Below are 16,145 nucleotides of genomic sequence, written 5' to 3' on the forward strand. Positions count from 1 at the left end.
CAGGAATTACAGACTATGATACAAAAATAGATGCCAATAATTTCCTTGTGGTGCTTCATAACTATTCATTCAAACTCAATGACGGAACAACTAACGTTATGTTGGATTACGGAGATAATGGAGTGAATGATAATAAACAAGGATCACCTGATGTAGTTGCATTCAAGAGCAATGGAACATGGCATATCAGAGCCAGATTTACGGATAGTAGAATTATTGCTGTAACATCGGCTAATCCTTCAAGAACTTATAATAATTTCACCGTTGATCTTTATTTGATGGCTTATAAGAGATTGATTACAAAACATAATATAAATGATGTTAATGCTGATCTGGGGGGAACTGATGGTTCGACTCAAACCATTAATAAACCATCAGGTTTTTAGATAAATTAACCCCTCTTAAGAAATTAAGAGGGGTTAATTTTAATTAATCTTTTTTAATTTTTTTATAAACTGTATTATTGGCTTTATTTAGTGCTTTTAAAATATACAGCCCATTAGGTAAATCTGAAATATCTATAACATTTTCGGACGTAATATTATTTTTTAGTAATCGACCATCTATAGAATAAATTTCTATTTTGGATACTTTTTCAGTAAAGAATAACTTATTTTTTGCCGGATTTGGATAGACTTCAAATTCCATTTTACTGGTTTCAACAGTAGAAAGTGTATTATTGCAAGTAGCGTCATAATAATCACCGGTAATTGTCCATCCTTTAGTATTTTTTAAAAAGTTTCTTGCATTTACAGACGCTGGTGAAGAATACCGTACCCCACTTGCATTCAGCCCTAGATTATTAACGATAGCCGGATTGTTTGCCCATCCGATTAATGTCAAATCGTAATTAATACATGAAATATTAGAGTAAGCAAATATTTGGTTGGTTACTGGGCGTTGAGCTAAGTTCCAATTGCCTAGAGGTTGATTGAAGGCCTCAGAATAGTAAAACATAAAATCCATATACTTAACATTTGAAACATCCCAGCTATTAAGGGGTTGATTAAAAGCACTTGTATAATCAAACATATAAGACATATCTGCTACTTTGGAAGTATTCCAGTTTCCTATAGGCTGATTAAAAACTTTGTTTTCAGTAAACATTGAGCGCATACTCAATACATTAGAGGTATTCCAGTTTCCTATTGGTTGATTAAAAGCCTTTGCTTTTGCGAACATACTGATCATGTAAGCCACATTAGAAGTATTCCAACCTCCTATTGGCTGATTAAAAGCTTTTGATTCATAAAACATACTAATCATATCGGTCACCTTGGAAGTATCCCAGTTTTCTATCGGTTGATTAAAGTTGCTTGAATAAGCAAACATACTGTACATCGATGTTACATTAGAAGTATTCCAACTATTAATAGGTTGGTTAAATCCTGAGCCATAGAACATGCCCGTCATATCAGTTACATTAGATACGTTCCAATTTCCTATCGGCTGATTAAAGCTACCATTAAACATATATGACATATTTGTTACTTTGGAAGTATCCCAGTTTTCTATAGGTTTATTAAATTTTGTGGCCTGAAATAACCTGGCCATATTGGTGACTTTGGAAGTGTTCCAATTTGCAAGAGGTTGGTCAAAGTCATATGCACCTGAAAATAGCTGAGACATGTCTGTTACGTTTGTGGTATTCCAATTTCCTATCGGTTGATTGAATTTATTTGCATTCATAAACATTTTAGACATATCAGTAACTTTAGAAGTATTCCAATTTCCTATCGGTTGATTAAAAATTGCTGCATTATAAAACATGCTGGACATATTGGTTACATTAGACGTATCCCAGTTTCCAAGAGGTTGATTAAAAACTGACGTATTATAAAACATGTTGGAAAGATTGGTGGCAGAGGACATGTTCCAGTTATTCATGGAAGGATGGCCGGTCATAGAATAACAATAGTAAAACATCCCTGAAAAGTCTGTTACATTTGATGTATTGGGTATATCCGGTGCTGTTACCACTAAGTTAGTGCAATTGTAAAATGCCTGAGCCATACTGGACCATTGAATACTATTTCCCCATTGGTCTACATTAATAAGGGCTTTATTCCCATTCATACGAATTCTATTGAAGTTTCCATTTCCATTGCTGATACGAACAATATATAATGCACCAGGTGTGGTAGAAATACCCACATCTAATGTAAAAAGACTGTTGTTTGTAGATGTTACATTTGTTAAAGTTTCATGATGTGATGGTGTTCCTACCTCTTCCCAGGAAATTGTATAATTTGTTCCCTGAGCGTAAAAGCTAATTGGATTAAGTGAACTAGGTCTCCAAATCGTAACGAATTCACTTTGTGCTTTGAAAAGTGTGAAAATAGAAAGAAAAATGCTTAGAAATAAAATTTTAAATTTCATGGTATTAATTTTTTTGTGCTACAAAAATAACAATCCTCGGTGTAAAAGCGAAGTTAGTTTTTATTATAGAATTTTTTAATAATGTGATATAGAATTGTGGCATTGATATTGAGTGGCAAAAGCGAAAAGATAATCAATATTGAATCAACAGAGATTTTTGATGTCAATGGAAAAACGCACACGAATTCTTTATACCTTAGAAATCCGGGTGAACCTACCATGACCGGAGGTAGTTTTTTAGCTACTTCAGAAAATGCAATGCAACTCTATGATCCTACACTGGAAAGCAGTGGATTATTTAATTACCTGAAACTTTCTCTGACCGGAGTATCCGGAACAGGAATTACAGACTATGATACAAAAATAGATGCCAATAATTTCCTTGTGGTGCTTCATAACTATTCATTCAAACTCAATGACGGAACAACTAACGTTATGTTGGATTACGGAGATAATGGAGTGAATGATAATAAACAAGGATCACCTGATGTAGTTGCATTCAAGAGCAATGGAACATGGCATATCAGAGCCAGATTTACGGATAGTAGAATTATTGCTGTAACATCGGCTAATCCTTCAAGAACTTATAATAATTTCACCGTTGATCTTTATTTGATGGCTTATAAGAGATTGATTACAAAACATAATATAAATGATGTTAATGCTGATCTGGGGGGAACTGATGGTTCGACTCAAACCATTAATAAACCGTCAGGTTTTTAGAGATTAATTTTATTCTATAATAAAAGGTTGTTCAGTAAGAATGACCTTTTTTGTTGTGTAAATCCGATAAGTCATGGATGATTAGCTCCTTAGTTTTTAGATGGGAGTTGAATAGAAAGTCATGAAGAAAAAAGAAAATGTCATGCAAAAAAGAATTAAACTTTTTAAAAATCAGCAAATTCCGTTTGCTATTTAAAAAATATTTTATACTTTTGCAGTCCAAAAAGTAGGTTTATTGTTATGTGAGTGCATAACCTGCTGAATAATAAATGCTTCCAAACTCATTAATTATTCAAATTTAAAAAACAAACAATGGCTAAGAAAGTCTTTAAAATGGTAAAGCTTCAGGTGAAAGGTGGCGCAGCTAACCCTTCTCCACCAGTAGGTCCGGCATTAGGTTCTGCAGGTGTGAACATCATGGAGTTTTGTAAGCAATTTAACGGAAGAACCCAAGATAAGCCAGGGCAAGTTTTACCTGTAGTAATTACAGTATACGAAGACAAATCTTTTGAATTCGTTATTAAAACTCCACCTGCAGCAATCCAGTTAATGGATGCAGCTAAGATCAAGGGAGGTTCTGGTGAACCAAACAGAAACAAAGTAGGTTCTGTAACTTGGGAACAAGTAAAGAAAATCGCTGAAGATAAAATGGCGGATCTTAACTGTTTTACAATGGATTCTGCAGTTTCTATGGTTGCAGGTACTGCTAGATCTATGGGATTAAGAGTAACAGGAACTAAACCAACTTTTAACGCTTAAAACTTAAAGAAATGGCAAAACTAACAAAAAAGCAAAAGGAAGCTTTAAGCAAAGTAGAAAAAGGAAGAATCTATAACCTTGAAGAAGGTTCAGCTCTTGTGAAAGAAGTGAACACTGCAAAGTTTGATGCTTCAGTAGATATCGCTGTAAGATTAGGTGTAGACCCAAGAAAAGCAAACCAAATGGTAAGAGGTGTAGTATCTCTTCCTCACGGTACTGGTAAAGATGTTAAAGTATTAGCTCTTGTAACTCCAGATAAAGAAGCAGAAGCTAAAGCTGCTGGTGCTGATTATGTAGGTCTTGACGAATATTTACAAAAAATCAAAGACGGTTGGACGGATGTTGACGTTATCGTTACGATGCCAGCTGTTATGGGTAAATTAGGTCCATTAGGTAGAGTTTTAGGTCCAAGAGGTCTAATGCCAAACCCTAAATCAGGAACTGTAACAATGGAAATTGGTAAAGCAGTAACTGAAGTAAAAGCTGGTAAAATTGATTTCAAAGTTGATAAATACGGTATTATCCATGCTGGTATTGGTAAAGTATCTTTCGATGCTGCTAAAATCAAGGAAAATGCTCAGGAATTGATCTCTACTTTGATCAAAATGAAACCAACTGCTGCTAAAGGAACTTACGTGAAGAGCATTTATTTGTCTTCTACAATGAGCCCAGGTATTGCAATTGATACTAAATCTGTTAACTAATAATAATCCTTAAGACAATGACAAAAGACCAAAAAGTTGTAGCAATACAAGAGATCAAAGATTTGCTTCAGGATGCAAAAGTAGTATACGTAGCAGATCTAGAAGGTTTGAACGCTGGTAAATCTTCTGATTTCAGAAGACAGGCTTTCAAGCAAAATATTAAAGTAAAAGTTGTAAAAAATACACTTTTACAGAAAGCAATGGAGCAGATCGAAGGAGTAGATTACTCTGAGATGTTCCCATCTTTCAAAGGAAACTCAGCGTTGATCATTGCTGAAACAGCTAATGCTCCTGCTAAGTTAATCCAAGGATTCAGAAAGAAAGAAGAAAAGCCAGCTTTGAAATCTGCTTTTGTTCAAGAAACTTTCTACGTTGGTGATGACAACCTAGACATGTTGGCTAACATCAAGTCTAGAGAAGAAATGATCGGTGAAATCATCGGATTACTTCAGTCTCCAATCCAGAGAGTTGTTTCTGCTCTTCAAAACAAGCCTGAAACGGTAGAAGCTAAAGCTGAAGAAGCTGCTCCTGCTGTAGAAGAAACTCCTGCTGCTGAAGCTCCAGAAGCTCCTGCTGCAGAAAGCACGGAAGAAACTCCAAGTGCTGAATAATTACACTCAAAAAATTAAATAAATAATCAACAAAAACATTACAACAATGTCAGATTTAAAAAATTTAGCTGAAACGCTAGTAAACCTAACTGTAAAAGACGTAAACGAATTAGCTACTATCCTTAAGGATGAGTACGGAATTGAGCCAGCTGCTGCTGCTGTAGTAGTTGCTGCAGGTGGTGCAGGTGAAGCTGCTGAAGAAAAGACTGAATTCGACGTAATTCTTAAGTCTGCAGGTGCTTCTAAATTAGCTATCGTTAAATTAGTAAAAGATTTAACTGGTGCTGGTCTTAAAGAAGCTAAAGATATCGTAGATGGTGCTCCAGCTGCTATTAAGCAAGGAGTTTCTAAAGACGAAGCTGAAGCTCTTAAGAAGCAATTAGAAGAAGCTGGTGCTGAAGTAGAATTGAAATAATTTCAATTGTATCATTAATATAGAAGCCTGAGCAGTTTGCTCAGGCTTTTTTTTTGCTAATACCCTATAAATGTGAAATTTAATCAATAAAAGTATTTAGATATTGTTGTTTTTTTTATGTAAATATTTTATTATATTTATTTAATTTATAATTTTTTACTAGTTTGTTTAATTTTATTTTTGTTTTTATTACATTGTTGTGAATTTTTATTATTAAAACATTGTTTTAATTAAAAATTTATTATATTTGCATCGAAAAAAAACACTAATTGGATAGAAATTACTTTCGTTCTTATGGACGCAGGATAGTTTTTCTGCTATTACTATTGTCTGTAGGAAAATTGAGCACTACGGTTATATCTGCCGCATTGAGAATACCTGCAGATAAAAGTAATAAAGAGCTACAAATACGTCTTGCAGATATTTCTAAGTCTGCACATCAGCCCTTATTAAAAAGAAGCCCATTAACAGTGAATGGATTAGAGGGTAATGCTATAAAAGTAAATGGCATTCTCAATACCATTTTTAATTACCATTTTTACAAAAATACTTTTCCCGGAGCCCATAATGACCATGACTTTTGTTCACTCTTGCTTAAAAATTTAAAGTATATTGAAATTGGGGGACACTGGGCGCCAATAAACTTAGTTGAACCCAATAACGCTATAGTGCTATCGGGGAAAAGCAAAAAGTTCAGTGAGTTTGCTTTTGAACTAGTTGATGGTTTTAATGGTATCATTAAAAACCCGGATAAGCTGACACGCATTTCAGTATAACATACGATTTCCACAATCTTATTATTTCTTTGGTAGAATTATCAGCCTTTCATTCAGGAGTTGAATGAGAGAGTATGATGATGGTCTCTGCATAAAAATTTATACAAAAAAACAACAAATATCATTACAAATGAAAATCAAATTATTCACTCTCGCATTTTTATCTGCGAGCTCCATAGCTATCGCACAGGTAGGGATTAATATTGAATCACCAAATGCTACATTTGATGTCACGGGGTTTCCTGCTAATCCTAATAAACCGGATGGTTTCATTGCACCCAGACTCACAGGAGTACAGCTTAAAGCTAAAAATTATACCACATCACAAACCGGGGCAATAGTATATGTCACTGTAGCAGAAACCACACCGACAGGACAAACTGTTGACGTTGTTTCACCCGGGTACTATTATTTTGATGGGGTAAAATGGGGAAGTCTAAGTGTTGATTGGCGTACTGTAGGTAATGCAGGTACAGTAGCAACGTCTGCAACTTTAGGAGCAGATATCGCTTCAGGAAATTATTTAGGGACCAGTGACGGACAAAATCTCGTACTGGCTACTCAAAAAAATGTGAAAGGTATTTTAGATGTTAATGGGAGTTTACAGGGAGGGAATTCCAATAGTACAACAGGCTCATTTGCTTCTTTTACCTGGGGATCCAATAATATACTGACCAACAGTACATCTTCCAATATAGCTTTAGGGAAAGATAATACAGTATCAGCTCAGGGAAATTTCCCGGCTGTTGCTATTGGTCTGGCTAATAAGGCAACCAATGGTGCTAAAATAATCGGAAATTCTAATAATGCAACAGGACCTAATAATCTTGTGTTCGGGAACTCAAATACGGTAACCGGGATCATCGGATTAACTTTGGGGAACAGTAATACAAATAACGGTGGAATTACCATTGGAAGTGGAAATACGGCATCTTCCAATAATATTGCTATAGGATCAGGAAATACAGCAGTGGGTACAGAAGCTGTAGCATTTGGGGTCTCAGGACAGGCGGCGGCAGGCCAAAACGTATATGCCAATAAAGCCCATGCTTTTTTCAATAAAAATAACGGAAATAATACAATAGTGGGAATTAATATGATTCCTACAGCAGATACAGCAACTGGGGCTGCTCTTCAAATGAAGGGGATTACTAATCCTACTTTCTCATGTACATCAGCTGAAGAAGGAGCTATTCGCTATAATGCAACTGCTAAAGTACATGAAGGATGCAATGGCAGCACATGGAAAGCACTATATAATTAAACAAACACAAACCTTATAAAAATAACAAAAATGACCAAAAAATTATTTGTGAAATTGGCCGCAATGCTCATGACATTAATGATGTCTGCCATAGTATTGGCACAGCAAGGCTATGAACCTATCCGAGGGATGGGAGTGGAAGCAAAGCCTGTAAATAATTCAGGAATTTGTTTAGCATGCTATAACGGAAGTATGAATCCTGTAATAGATGCTAATTTGGATAACAGTGTAAGCATGGGAAACTTTGCTTCATTGATCAGTGGAAACGGAATTTCCGTGAAAAATAATAATTCTACCTATCCTGCCGGATATATTACAGGATTTAACGTAGATCTTGGGACAAGTTTTATTACAATAGACCTTCTGAGTTCATTGAGGATCAGTACTTATAAAAATGGCGTGCTACAGGAAACAACAACCACAAGTACATTGTTGTCCGTGCCTGCTTTCGGCGGAAATAAAAACAGAATTTTCCTTCACTTTAAAACCTCAAAAGAATTTAATGAGGTGAGATTGTATCAGACCAACGTATTGTCTGTCTTCAGTGCAATGAATGTCTATTATGCCTTTGCTTTTGATCCGGTAAAAGTGCCTACAGATAATAATGGTATTTGTGATGATATCATTGCAGGAAGTGGTGTTGATGGCAACGTATCCGGAAGTAGTAGTTTCCTGGCGCCATTGTCTTATGTACAGAACAGAGAAAGAATTGGAGACGGGAATAAAAATTCTTACGGATCAATTGTTCTTCCAATAGGCTTGTTGGGGTCTTATTCAGTAGGAGTTTTGGATAAAAATCAGATATATCCTGCAGGAAACAGAACAGGTTTTGTCATTGAACCTGATGATCAGGGTAAGCTGTTGAGTGCTGAATTTCTTAAAAATATTACTATTGAAACTTATCTATTCGGGCAGCTTCAGGATTCAAAACAACTGTCAGATGGAGGTGGTCTGATTAATATCAAAGTCTTAGGTTATGGTTCCGGAAAACAAAAAGTTACTTTGACCACGACGAAACCTTTTAATGAAGTAAGATTAAAAATCACTCAAACATTAGGGTTTAATTTAGGAAAGTTAAATGTTTACTATGCCTTTGAAGAACCAATCTCTTGCGAATGTGATGATAAAATCCAGACAAATGGTTCTTCAGTTCCCGGAAATTTAGTAACAGGAAGCAGTTGGACATCAGGTCCGGGATTTCTGGGACTTATTTTTGCTAAAATGATCAATCCGGAAGCCATTGTAGACAATAATCCTTCCAATTATGCTACTGCGACTATACCAGCCGCATCATTATTCAGTATTTTCTCTTCCTATGCTACAGTAAGTAGTAATACTACTCTTCCTGCCAATACAATGGCTGGTTTTACAGTGGAAAAAGCAGCGAATCTTATCGGAGTTAGCGTGCTTGAAAACATTACTGTGACTTTATATAACGGAAATACAACAACAGATACATTTACCAGCTCAGGAAGTCTGATCAGTGGAAACTTCTTCACTACAAATTCAAATAAATTTTATGTAGGAGGTAAAGCAACCAAACCTTTTAACCGTATTAAAATTACTTTCAACAGTGGTACTTCGGTTCGTATTCCTCAGAACTACTATGTATATAATGCTTTTGCCAGCAGGGATGATGATAATGACGGAGTACCTAATTGTTTTGACCAATGTCCGGGAGGGGATGATAGCATTGATAATAACGGGAATGGTATTCCTGATTGCGCTGAAGGATGTACAGTAGTAAATGATAAATCGCCTGCATTAGATACTGACGGTGATGGTATTGTAGATGCTTGTGATCTTGATTCTGATAATGATGGAATCCCTGATGCTGTGGAAGATTTTGATAAAAATGGTAAGTTCCAGGACGATGATGCTGAAGGAGATATTTTATTAACACCTGTTTTGGGAGATTCAGTTCCGAATTATCTTGACCTTGATTCCGATAATGATGGCATTTTAGATTTATTTGAATCGGGAATTCCCGGATCGGTAATCAATCAGATTGACACAGACCACAATGGGATTGTTGACAGCAATATTCCGGTAGGCAAAAATGGTATTGCAGATATTCTGGAAACTTCTCCTGATTCCGGAGTTCTGAAATATGCAGTCAAAAATACTGATGGTGATGATAAGCCTGACTTCCTTGACGTAATGTCCAATGGTTCAGATCTGGATCTTTATAAAATCGGGAAAGGTAATCTTGATACTTTAGGAGGAGGATTTATCTCTACAATTGATGACAGAGATAGAGATGGCATTCAGGCAGTTGTAGATACGGATCTTGTGAAGAGAGGAGCTCCAAATTCTCCGCTTTCACCTTATGCTTCGCTATTGAAAAATACTTCAGGAAGTGCGAAAATTACCAGCGCTTCAGAAATCACTGATACTGTAAGTGACGTGAAAATCTATCCTAACCCGGTAAAAGCTGGAGAAAGTCTTATGGTTACAACTACAGAAGAAGGGATATATACTTTATTCTCCTCAGAAGGGAAGACGATAAAATCTGGTAAATTCTCGGGACGTACCAGTATTGATACCTCGGCATTACCTACAGGAGTTTATATCATTACCATAGAAACTAAATCAACGGTAAAATCTTATAAAGTTATTGTGAAATAACCCATAAGAAAGCTTGTGTTGTGAGGGCTGCCAGAAATGGTGGCCCTTTTTATATTAATAGCCTCAAAATGAGCGTGATTATTTTGTAATTATGGATAATTTTTTGTATCTTTGCACTTCTTTTGGCGCGAAAAATTGTTTGTAAATTTATAAAATACTGAAAATCAACTCTTTCATTGTGTGAAACATGGAAGGGATTTCGTGTTTGTAGATATTGCAGTAATGCTGCCTCAAAAGTAATAAAAATATTTTGCATTACGCTGTGAAAAGATATACCAGTGTTGCAGTTAGAAAGAGCCAAGTGCAAAGTTAAAAGATTTCTAAGGTCCTTCGTGAGCGCCAAAAACACTTTTACCTTTTACTTTTACCTTGTTTCTTGTTCTTTTCTGATATTTTTTAATGAATCAAAATATTTTTTAACCCTTTCTTAAAAGTTTTATGAGTAAAACAAAATCAACAACTCAAGGAAATCCGAGAATTAATTTCTCATCAGCGAAAGGAAAAATCATCACTCCAGACTTTTTGGACATCCAAATTGAGTCTTTCAGAGAGTTTTTCCAGCTTGATACACTTCCTGAAGCCAGAAAGACAGAAGCTCTTTACAAGACTTTCCAAGAGAATTTCCCAATTACGGATTCAAGAAACCAATTCGTATTAGAATTCTTAGACTATCTGGTAGATTCTCCACGTTATTCAATCGATGAGTGTGTGGAAAGAGGACTTACTTATTCAGTTCCTCTAAAAGCAAGACTTAAACTGTACTGTACTGACCCGGAACACGAAGATTTCCAAACCGTGGTTCAGGATGTATATCTAGGTCCGGTTCCTTATATGACACCAAGTGGATCTTTCATCATCAATGGTGCAGAAAGAGTTATTGTTACACAGCTTCACCGTTCACCTGGTGTATTCTTCGGACAAACTTACCACGCGAATGGAACCAAACTTTACTATTCAAGAATTATTCCTTTCAAAGGATCTTGGATGGAATTTACAACCGATATCAACAGCGTAATGTACGCGTATATCGATCGTAAGAAAAAGTTACCATTAACAACTTTATTAAGAGCTATCGGGTACGAATCTGATAAGGATATCCTTCAGATCTTTGACCTTGCTGAAGAAGTGAAAGTTTCTAAAGCTGCCCTTAAGAAAGTAGAAGGGAGAACATTGGCTGCGAGAGTATTGAACACTTGGTTCGAAGACTTCGTAGACGAAGATACAGGTGAAGTAGTTTCTATCGAAAGAAACGAAATCATCTTAGATAGAGAAACAATTCTTGAAAAAGAACATTTGGATCTTATCCTGGACGCTGGTGTGAAATCTATCCTGATTCACAAAGAAAACAGCAATGAATTCTCTATCATCCAGAATACATTACAAAAAGACCCTACTAACTCTGAAAAAGAAGCAGTAGAGTATATCTATCGTCAGTTAAGAAATGCAGATCCACCAGATGAGGAAACAGCAAGAGGAATCATTGAAAAATTATTCTTCTCTGAGCAGAGATACTCTCTTGGTGAAGTAGGACGTTACAGATTGAATAAAAAATTAAGTCTAAACATCCCAACTACAACTGAAGTTCTTACAAAAGAAGATATTATTGCGATTGTAAGACACTTAATTGAGCTTGTAAACTCAAAAACTGATGTTGATGATATTGATCACCTATCAAACAGAAGAATTAAAACTGTTGGTGAGCAATTAGCAGGACAGTTCGGTGTAGGTCTTTCAAGAATTGCAAGAACGATCAAGGAAAGAATGAACGTTAGAGATAACGAAATCTTTACTCCACTTGACCTTGTTAACGCTAAGACATTAACATCTGTAATCAACTCGTTCTTTGGGACCAACCAGCTATCTCAGTTCATGGACCAAACCAACCCTCTATCAGAAATCACGCACAAGCGTAGACTTTCTGCACTAGGGCCTGGTGGTTTATCAAGAGAAAGAGCAGGTTTCGAGGTTCGTGACGTTCACCATACTCACTACGGAAGAATTTGTCCGATTGAAACTCCGGAAGGACCAAACATCGGTTTGATTTCATCTTTAGGTATTTATGCTAAAATCAACAGACTAGGTTTCATCGAAACTCCATATAGAAAAGTAGAAGACAGTAAGATTAATCTTAATGCTGATCCTATTTATCTTAATGCAGAAGACGAGGAAGACAAAGTAATTGCTCAGGCAAACGTTGAATTGAGTGATAACGGTGACTTCTTAACAGACAGAATTATTGCAAGATTGGATGGTGACTACCCGGTAGTTGAGCCATCTCAGGTAAACCTTATCGATGTAGCACCAAACCAGATCTCTGGTATTTCCGCTTCATTGATTCCGTTCCTTGAGCATGATGATGCGAACCGTGCATTGATGGGATCCAACATGATGCGTCAGGCCGTTCCTCTATTGAAGCCACAGGCTCCAATCGTTGGTACAGGGCTTGAGCAACAAGTTGCAAGAGATTCAAGAATTTTGATCAATGCTGAAGGTACAGGTACTGTAGAGTATGTGGATGCTGATAAGATCACTATTAAATATGAAAGAAGCGAGGACGAAGATTTAGTACAATTCGAACCTGCAACGAAAACATATAAACTTACTAAGTTCAGAAAAACTAACCAGAGTACAACAATTACCCTAAGACCAAACGTAAGAGTAGGGGATGTAGTGGAAAAAGGACAGGTACTTTGTGATGGTTATGCTACTGAAAAAGGAGAATTGGCTCTTGGTAGAAACTTGGTAGTAGCGTTCATGCCTTGGAAAGGGTACAACTTCGAGGATGCAATCGTAATCAACGAAAAAGTTGTACGTGAAGACTGGTTTACTTCAATCCACGTAGATGAATATTCTCTTGAAGTTCGTGATACTAAATTAGGTATGGAAGAGCTTACAGCAGATATTCCTAACGTTTCTGAAGAAGCAACTAAAGATCTTGACGAGAACGGTATGATCAGAATCGGTGCTGAAGTGAAGCCTGGAGATATCATGATTGGTAAAATTACTCCAAAAGGTGAATCTGACCCGACTCCTGAAGAAAAACTTCTTAGAGCAATCTTCGGTGATAAAGCTGGTGATGTGAAAGATGCATCATTAAAAGCTGACTCTTCATTAAGAGGGGTTGTGATCAACAAGAAATTGTTCTCTAGAAATATTAAAGATAAAAAGAAAAGAACTGAAGAGAAACTTAGACTTGAAGAAATTGAAAACACTTACAAGGCTAAGTTTGATGAGTTGAGAAATACTTTAATTGAAAAATTAAATACACTGGTAAGCGGTAAAACTTCTCAGGGGGTACAAAATGACCTTGATGAAGAAATTATCGGTAAAGGTGTGAAGTTCACTCACAAATTATTGACTTCAGTTGAAGATTATGTAAACGTTAGTGGTGCAGACTGGACAGTAGACGCTGACAAGAATGAATTGATCAAACAATTGATTCACAATTACAAAATCAAGTATAACGATATTCAAGGAGTTAAAAACCGTGAGAAATTTGCAATTTCAATCGGAGATGAGCTACCAGCAGGTATCATGAAGTTGGCTAAAGTTTACATCGCTAAGAAACGTAAACTGAATGTAGGGGATAAAATGGCAGGACGTCACGGTAACAAAGGTATCGTTTCAAGAATCGTTCGTGAAGAAGATATGCCATTCCTTGAAGACGGAACACCTGTAGATATCGTATTGAATCCACTAGGGGTACCTTCTCGTATGAACATCGGTCAGATTTATGAAACAGTTCTTGGATGGGCTGGTCAGAAACTGGGTATGAAGTTCGCGACGCCAATCTTCGACGGAGCTAGTCTTGAGCAGATTACTGAGTATACAGAAAAAGCAGGTCTTCCTAAATTCGGTCACACTCACCTTTATGATGGTGGTACCGGAGAAAGATTTACTCAGGCTGCAACTGTAGGTATCATTTACATGTTGAAACTAGGACACATGGTTGATGATAAGATGCACGCACGTTCTATCGGACCTTACTCATTGATTACTCAGCAGCCGTTAGGAGGTAAAGCTCAGTTTGGTGGACAGAGATTCGGAGAGATGGAGGTTTGGGCACTTGAAGCATTCGGTGCATCAAACATTCTTAGAGAGATCTTAACAGTGAAGTCTGATGACGTAATTGGTAGAGCAAAAACGTATGAAGCAATTGCTAAAGGTGAATCGATGCCTGAACCAGGTATTCCGGAATCATTCAACGTATTACTTCACGAGTTACAAGGTCTTGGACTAGACGTAAGATTGGAGGAATAAATTAAATCTTTTAATTAATTAGAACAAACTTTAATTATAAATCATATTTGAAAGTATAATGTTGCAAAATTTAGGCAAAACAGAAAAATATGGATATTGGCTTTTTGCAATTCCAGCCCTGTTCTTCTTGTTGAGCCCTGCTAAATTTCCGGCTGATGACGGGTTCTTTTATCCACAAATCGCCCACAATTTTGTGAACGGATTAGGCTTTAAATTTAATGACATTTACTCTACAAATGGTTTTCATCCCTTGTGGATGGTAGTATGTATCATTGCAGACTTCATGACAGTACTTCCTAAACAGGAAATGATTTATGTGCTGTGGCTGATACAGGTTGTATTGTTCTTTTTAAGTATAAAATATCTGCAGCCTTTGTTTAAAGACAGAGGGATTGGGAAAATAGCAGGAGTCGGGTTTTTGGGATTGGTTTTTTTCTCACTCGGTACCTTATATTTAACGGAGGCGCACCTTAATTTATTTTGCATTGCATTACTGCTCAACTTGCTGATAAAAGGCAAAACAGTAAACGGATGGCTCCTGGGACTAGCGACCAGTATGGTGTTTTTATCCCGGTTGGACAATGTTTTTATCCTTGTTTTTTTAGGATTATATTGTTTATCCGGTGATACAAGACCCAGAACAGGAGACCTGATAAAAGCTGCAGGAGTAAGTATTGTGCTTGTTGGCGGATACTTATTGTATAATAAATTTGAATTCGGGAATATGGTTCCGATAAGCGGGAGAATAAAATCAAGTTTTCCCTATGCTGAAGGCTCTGTTTTTGGGAATCTTTGGGGAACTATTTTTCTTGCTTCAAATTTGATATATGCAGTACTGCTTTCCTTTACGAAGGTAGATTTTAGAAAATTAAAATTATACTTTGTAACCGGGGCTATCGTACAGTTATTATATAACATGTATTTTCAGTCACAAATAGGACAGTGGTATTTTGTAATGCAGATGTTGGCTGTTGCCTTTATGCTGAATGATATGGTGAATGTATTTTTACTAAAATCCGGTATTAAGCAAAGTAAAGTAGCAGTAGGTGTTCTGCTGGTGGGATGTACTATTTTTTTGAGCTCGATTTCTTATGTAAAGGCTAATACAAATATAAGTTTAGGCTATAATGCAGCAGGAGATAATGAAAAAATAAAGGAGAGTAAAAAAGATAAAGTACAAGAAATTGCAGAAGATCTGAAGAAAAATCTTCCGGCAGGCTCCAGGGTTTTTACCTATGATATGCCTGGGAAATTAGCATTTTATTCAGATCTGCAAATGATCCCTGCCGATGGTTTGGTGGCAGATAAAAGCTTTTTTGAGAAGATGGCATCAATGCCTTTTGAAAAGTTTCTGGCGGAGAATACTATTGATTATGTTGTATTGCCATCAGGATTTCAGAAAAAAGGAACGATAACGTTTATAGGAATTGAAACTGTTAATAAAAGTGGTACTGTTTCTTATATAGCAAGAAGCAGCCTCTTAAAGAGAAATGTTAGTAAAATAGGACTATCGGATTTCGATCTTGTTAAAACCTATCCTAATCCTCTTAAAGTGTGGCAGCCTGATTATGATAACGTTATACTGCTGAAACTTAAAAAAGAGAAACAATAGACCAATAAAGTTTG

General features: G+C 36.3%; 11 protein-coding genes and 1 pseudogene. 11 read left to right on the forward strand and 1 reads right to left on the reverse strand.

What is annotated here, in order from left to right; translation table 11 throughout:
* Positions 1 to 386 (forward strand): annotated as a pseudogene (locus C1631_RS08200) (hypothetical protein); the annotation flags it as partial.
* Between the two features lie 43 nt (positions 387 to 429).
* Here C1631_RS08200 and C1631_RS08205 read toward each other — a convergent pair.
* Complete coding sequence (locus tag C1631_RS08205) at positions 430 to 2,379, reverse strand: BspA family leucine-rich repeat surface protein (RefSeq protein ID WP_103249861.1); 1,950 nt, start codon at positions 2,377 to 2,379, stop codon at positions 430 to 432.
* 96 nt (positions 2,380 to 2,475) lie between these two features.
* Here C1631_RS08205 and C1631_RS08210 point away from each other — a divergent pair, with 96 nt between their 5' ends.
* The 10 genes from C1631_RS08210 to C1631_RS08255 all read left to right on the forward strand — a co-directional run bounded on the left by C1631_RS08210 (position 2,476) and on the right by C1631_RS08255 (position 16,131).
* Entirely contained in the window at positions 2,476 to 3,102 is a 627-nt protein-coding gene (locus tag C1631_RS08210; RefSeq protein ID WP_228441124.1) for a hypothetical protein, read from the forward strand.
* Between the two features lie 312 nt (positions 3,103 to 3,414).
* Positions 3,415 to 3,861, forward strand: coding sequence for a 50S ribosomal protein L11 (gene rplK / locus C1631_RS08215; protein ID WP_047099700.1), 447 nt, complete (start codon positions 3,415 to 3,417; stop codon positions 3,859 to 3,861).
* A gap of 11 nt (positions 3,862 to 3,872) precedes the next feature.
* Positions 3,873 to 4,565 (forward strand): 50S ribosomal protein L1, encoded by a 693-nt coding sequence (rplA, locus tag C1631_RS08220; RefSeq protein WP_045501112.1) that lies wholly within the window; start codon positions 3,873 to 3,875, stop codon positions 4,563 to 4,565.
* Positions 4,566 to 4,582: 17 nt separating this feature from the next.
* Positions 4,583 to 5,176, forward strand: coding sequence for a 50S ribosomal protein L10 (rplJ, locus tag C1631_RS08225; protein WP_103247205.1), 594 nt, complete (start codon positions 4,583 to 4,585; stop codon positions 5,174 to 5,176).
* A 46-nt stretch (positions 5,177 to 5,222) separates the two neighbouring features.
* Positions 5,223 to 5,591, forward strand: a complete 369-nt coding sequence (gene rplL, locus C1631_RS08230; RefSeq protein ID WP_103247204.1) for a 50S ribosomal protein L7/L12 — start codon at positions 5,223 to 5,225, stop codon at positions 5,589 to 5,591.
* Positions 5,592 to 5,860: 269 nt separating this feature from the next.
* A complete protein-coding gene (locus C1631_RS08235; RefSeq protein ID WP_109711622.1) occupies positions 5,861 to 6,367 on the forward strand; it encodes a hypothetical protein in 507 nt (168 codons plus the stop codon).
* A 130-nt stretch (positions 6,368 to 6,497) separates the two neighbouring features.
* Positions 6,498 to 7,631, forward strand: coding sequence for a phage tail-like protein (locus tag C1631_RS08240; RefSeq protein WP_123966624.1), 1,134 nt, complete (start codon positions 6,498 to 6,500; stop codon positions 7,629 to 7,631).
* A gap of 30 nt (positions 7,632 to 7,661) precedes the next feature.
* The gene (locus C1631_RS08245) at positions 7,662 to 10,259 is read left to right on the forward strand and encodes a T9SS type A sorting domain-containing protein (RefSeq protein ID WP_109711624.1); all 2,598 of its coding nucleotides are present in this window, start codon (positions 7,662 to 7,664) and stop codon (positions 10,257 to 10,259) included.
* 438 nt (positions 10,260 to 10,697) lie between these two features.
* The gene (rpoB, locus tag C1631_RS08250; protein WP_103247200.1) at positions 10,698 to 14,519 is read left to right on the forward strand and encodes a DNA-directed RNA polymerase subunit beta; all 3,822 of its coding nucleotides are present in this window, start codon (positions 10,698 to 10,700) and stop codon (positions 14,517 to 14,519) included.
* Positions 14,520 to 14,577: 58 nt separating this feature from the next.
* A complete protein-coding gene (locus C1631_RS08255; RefSeq protein WP_109711626.1) occupies positions 14,578 to 16,131 on the forward strand; it encodes a hypothetical protein in 1,554 nt (517 codons plus the stop codon).
* Positions 16,132 to 16,145 lie beyond the last annotated feature (14 nt).

Origin of the sequence: Chryseobacterium phosphatilyticum, from assembly GCF_002899825.2 — a bacterium.
Classification (GTDB): domain Bacteria; phylum Bacteroidota; class Bacteroidia; order Flavobacteriales; family Weeksellaceae; genus Chryseobacterium; species Chryseobacterium phosphatilyticum.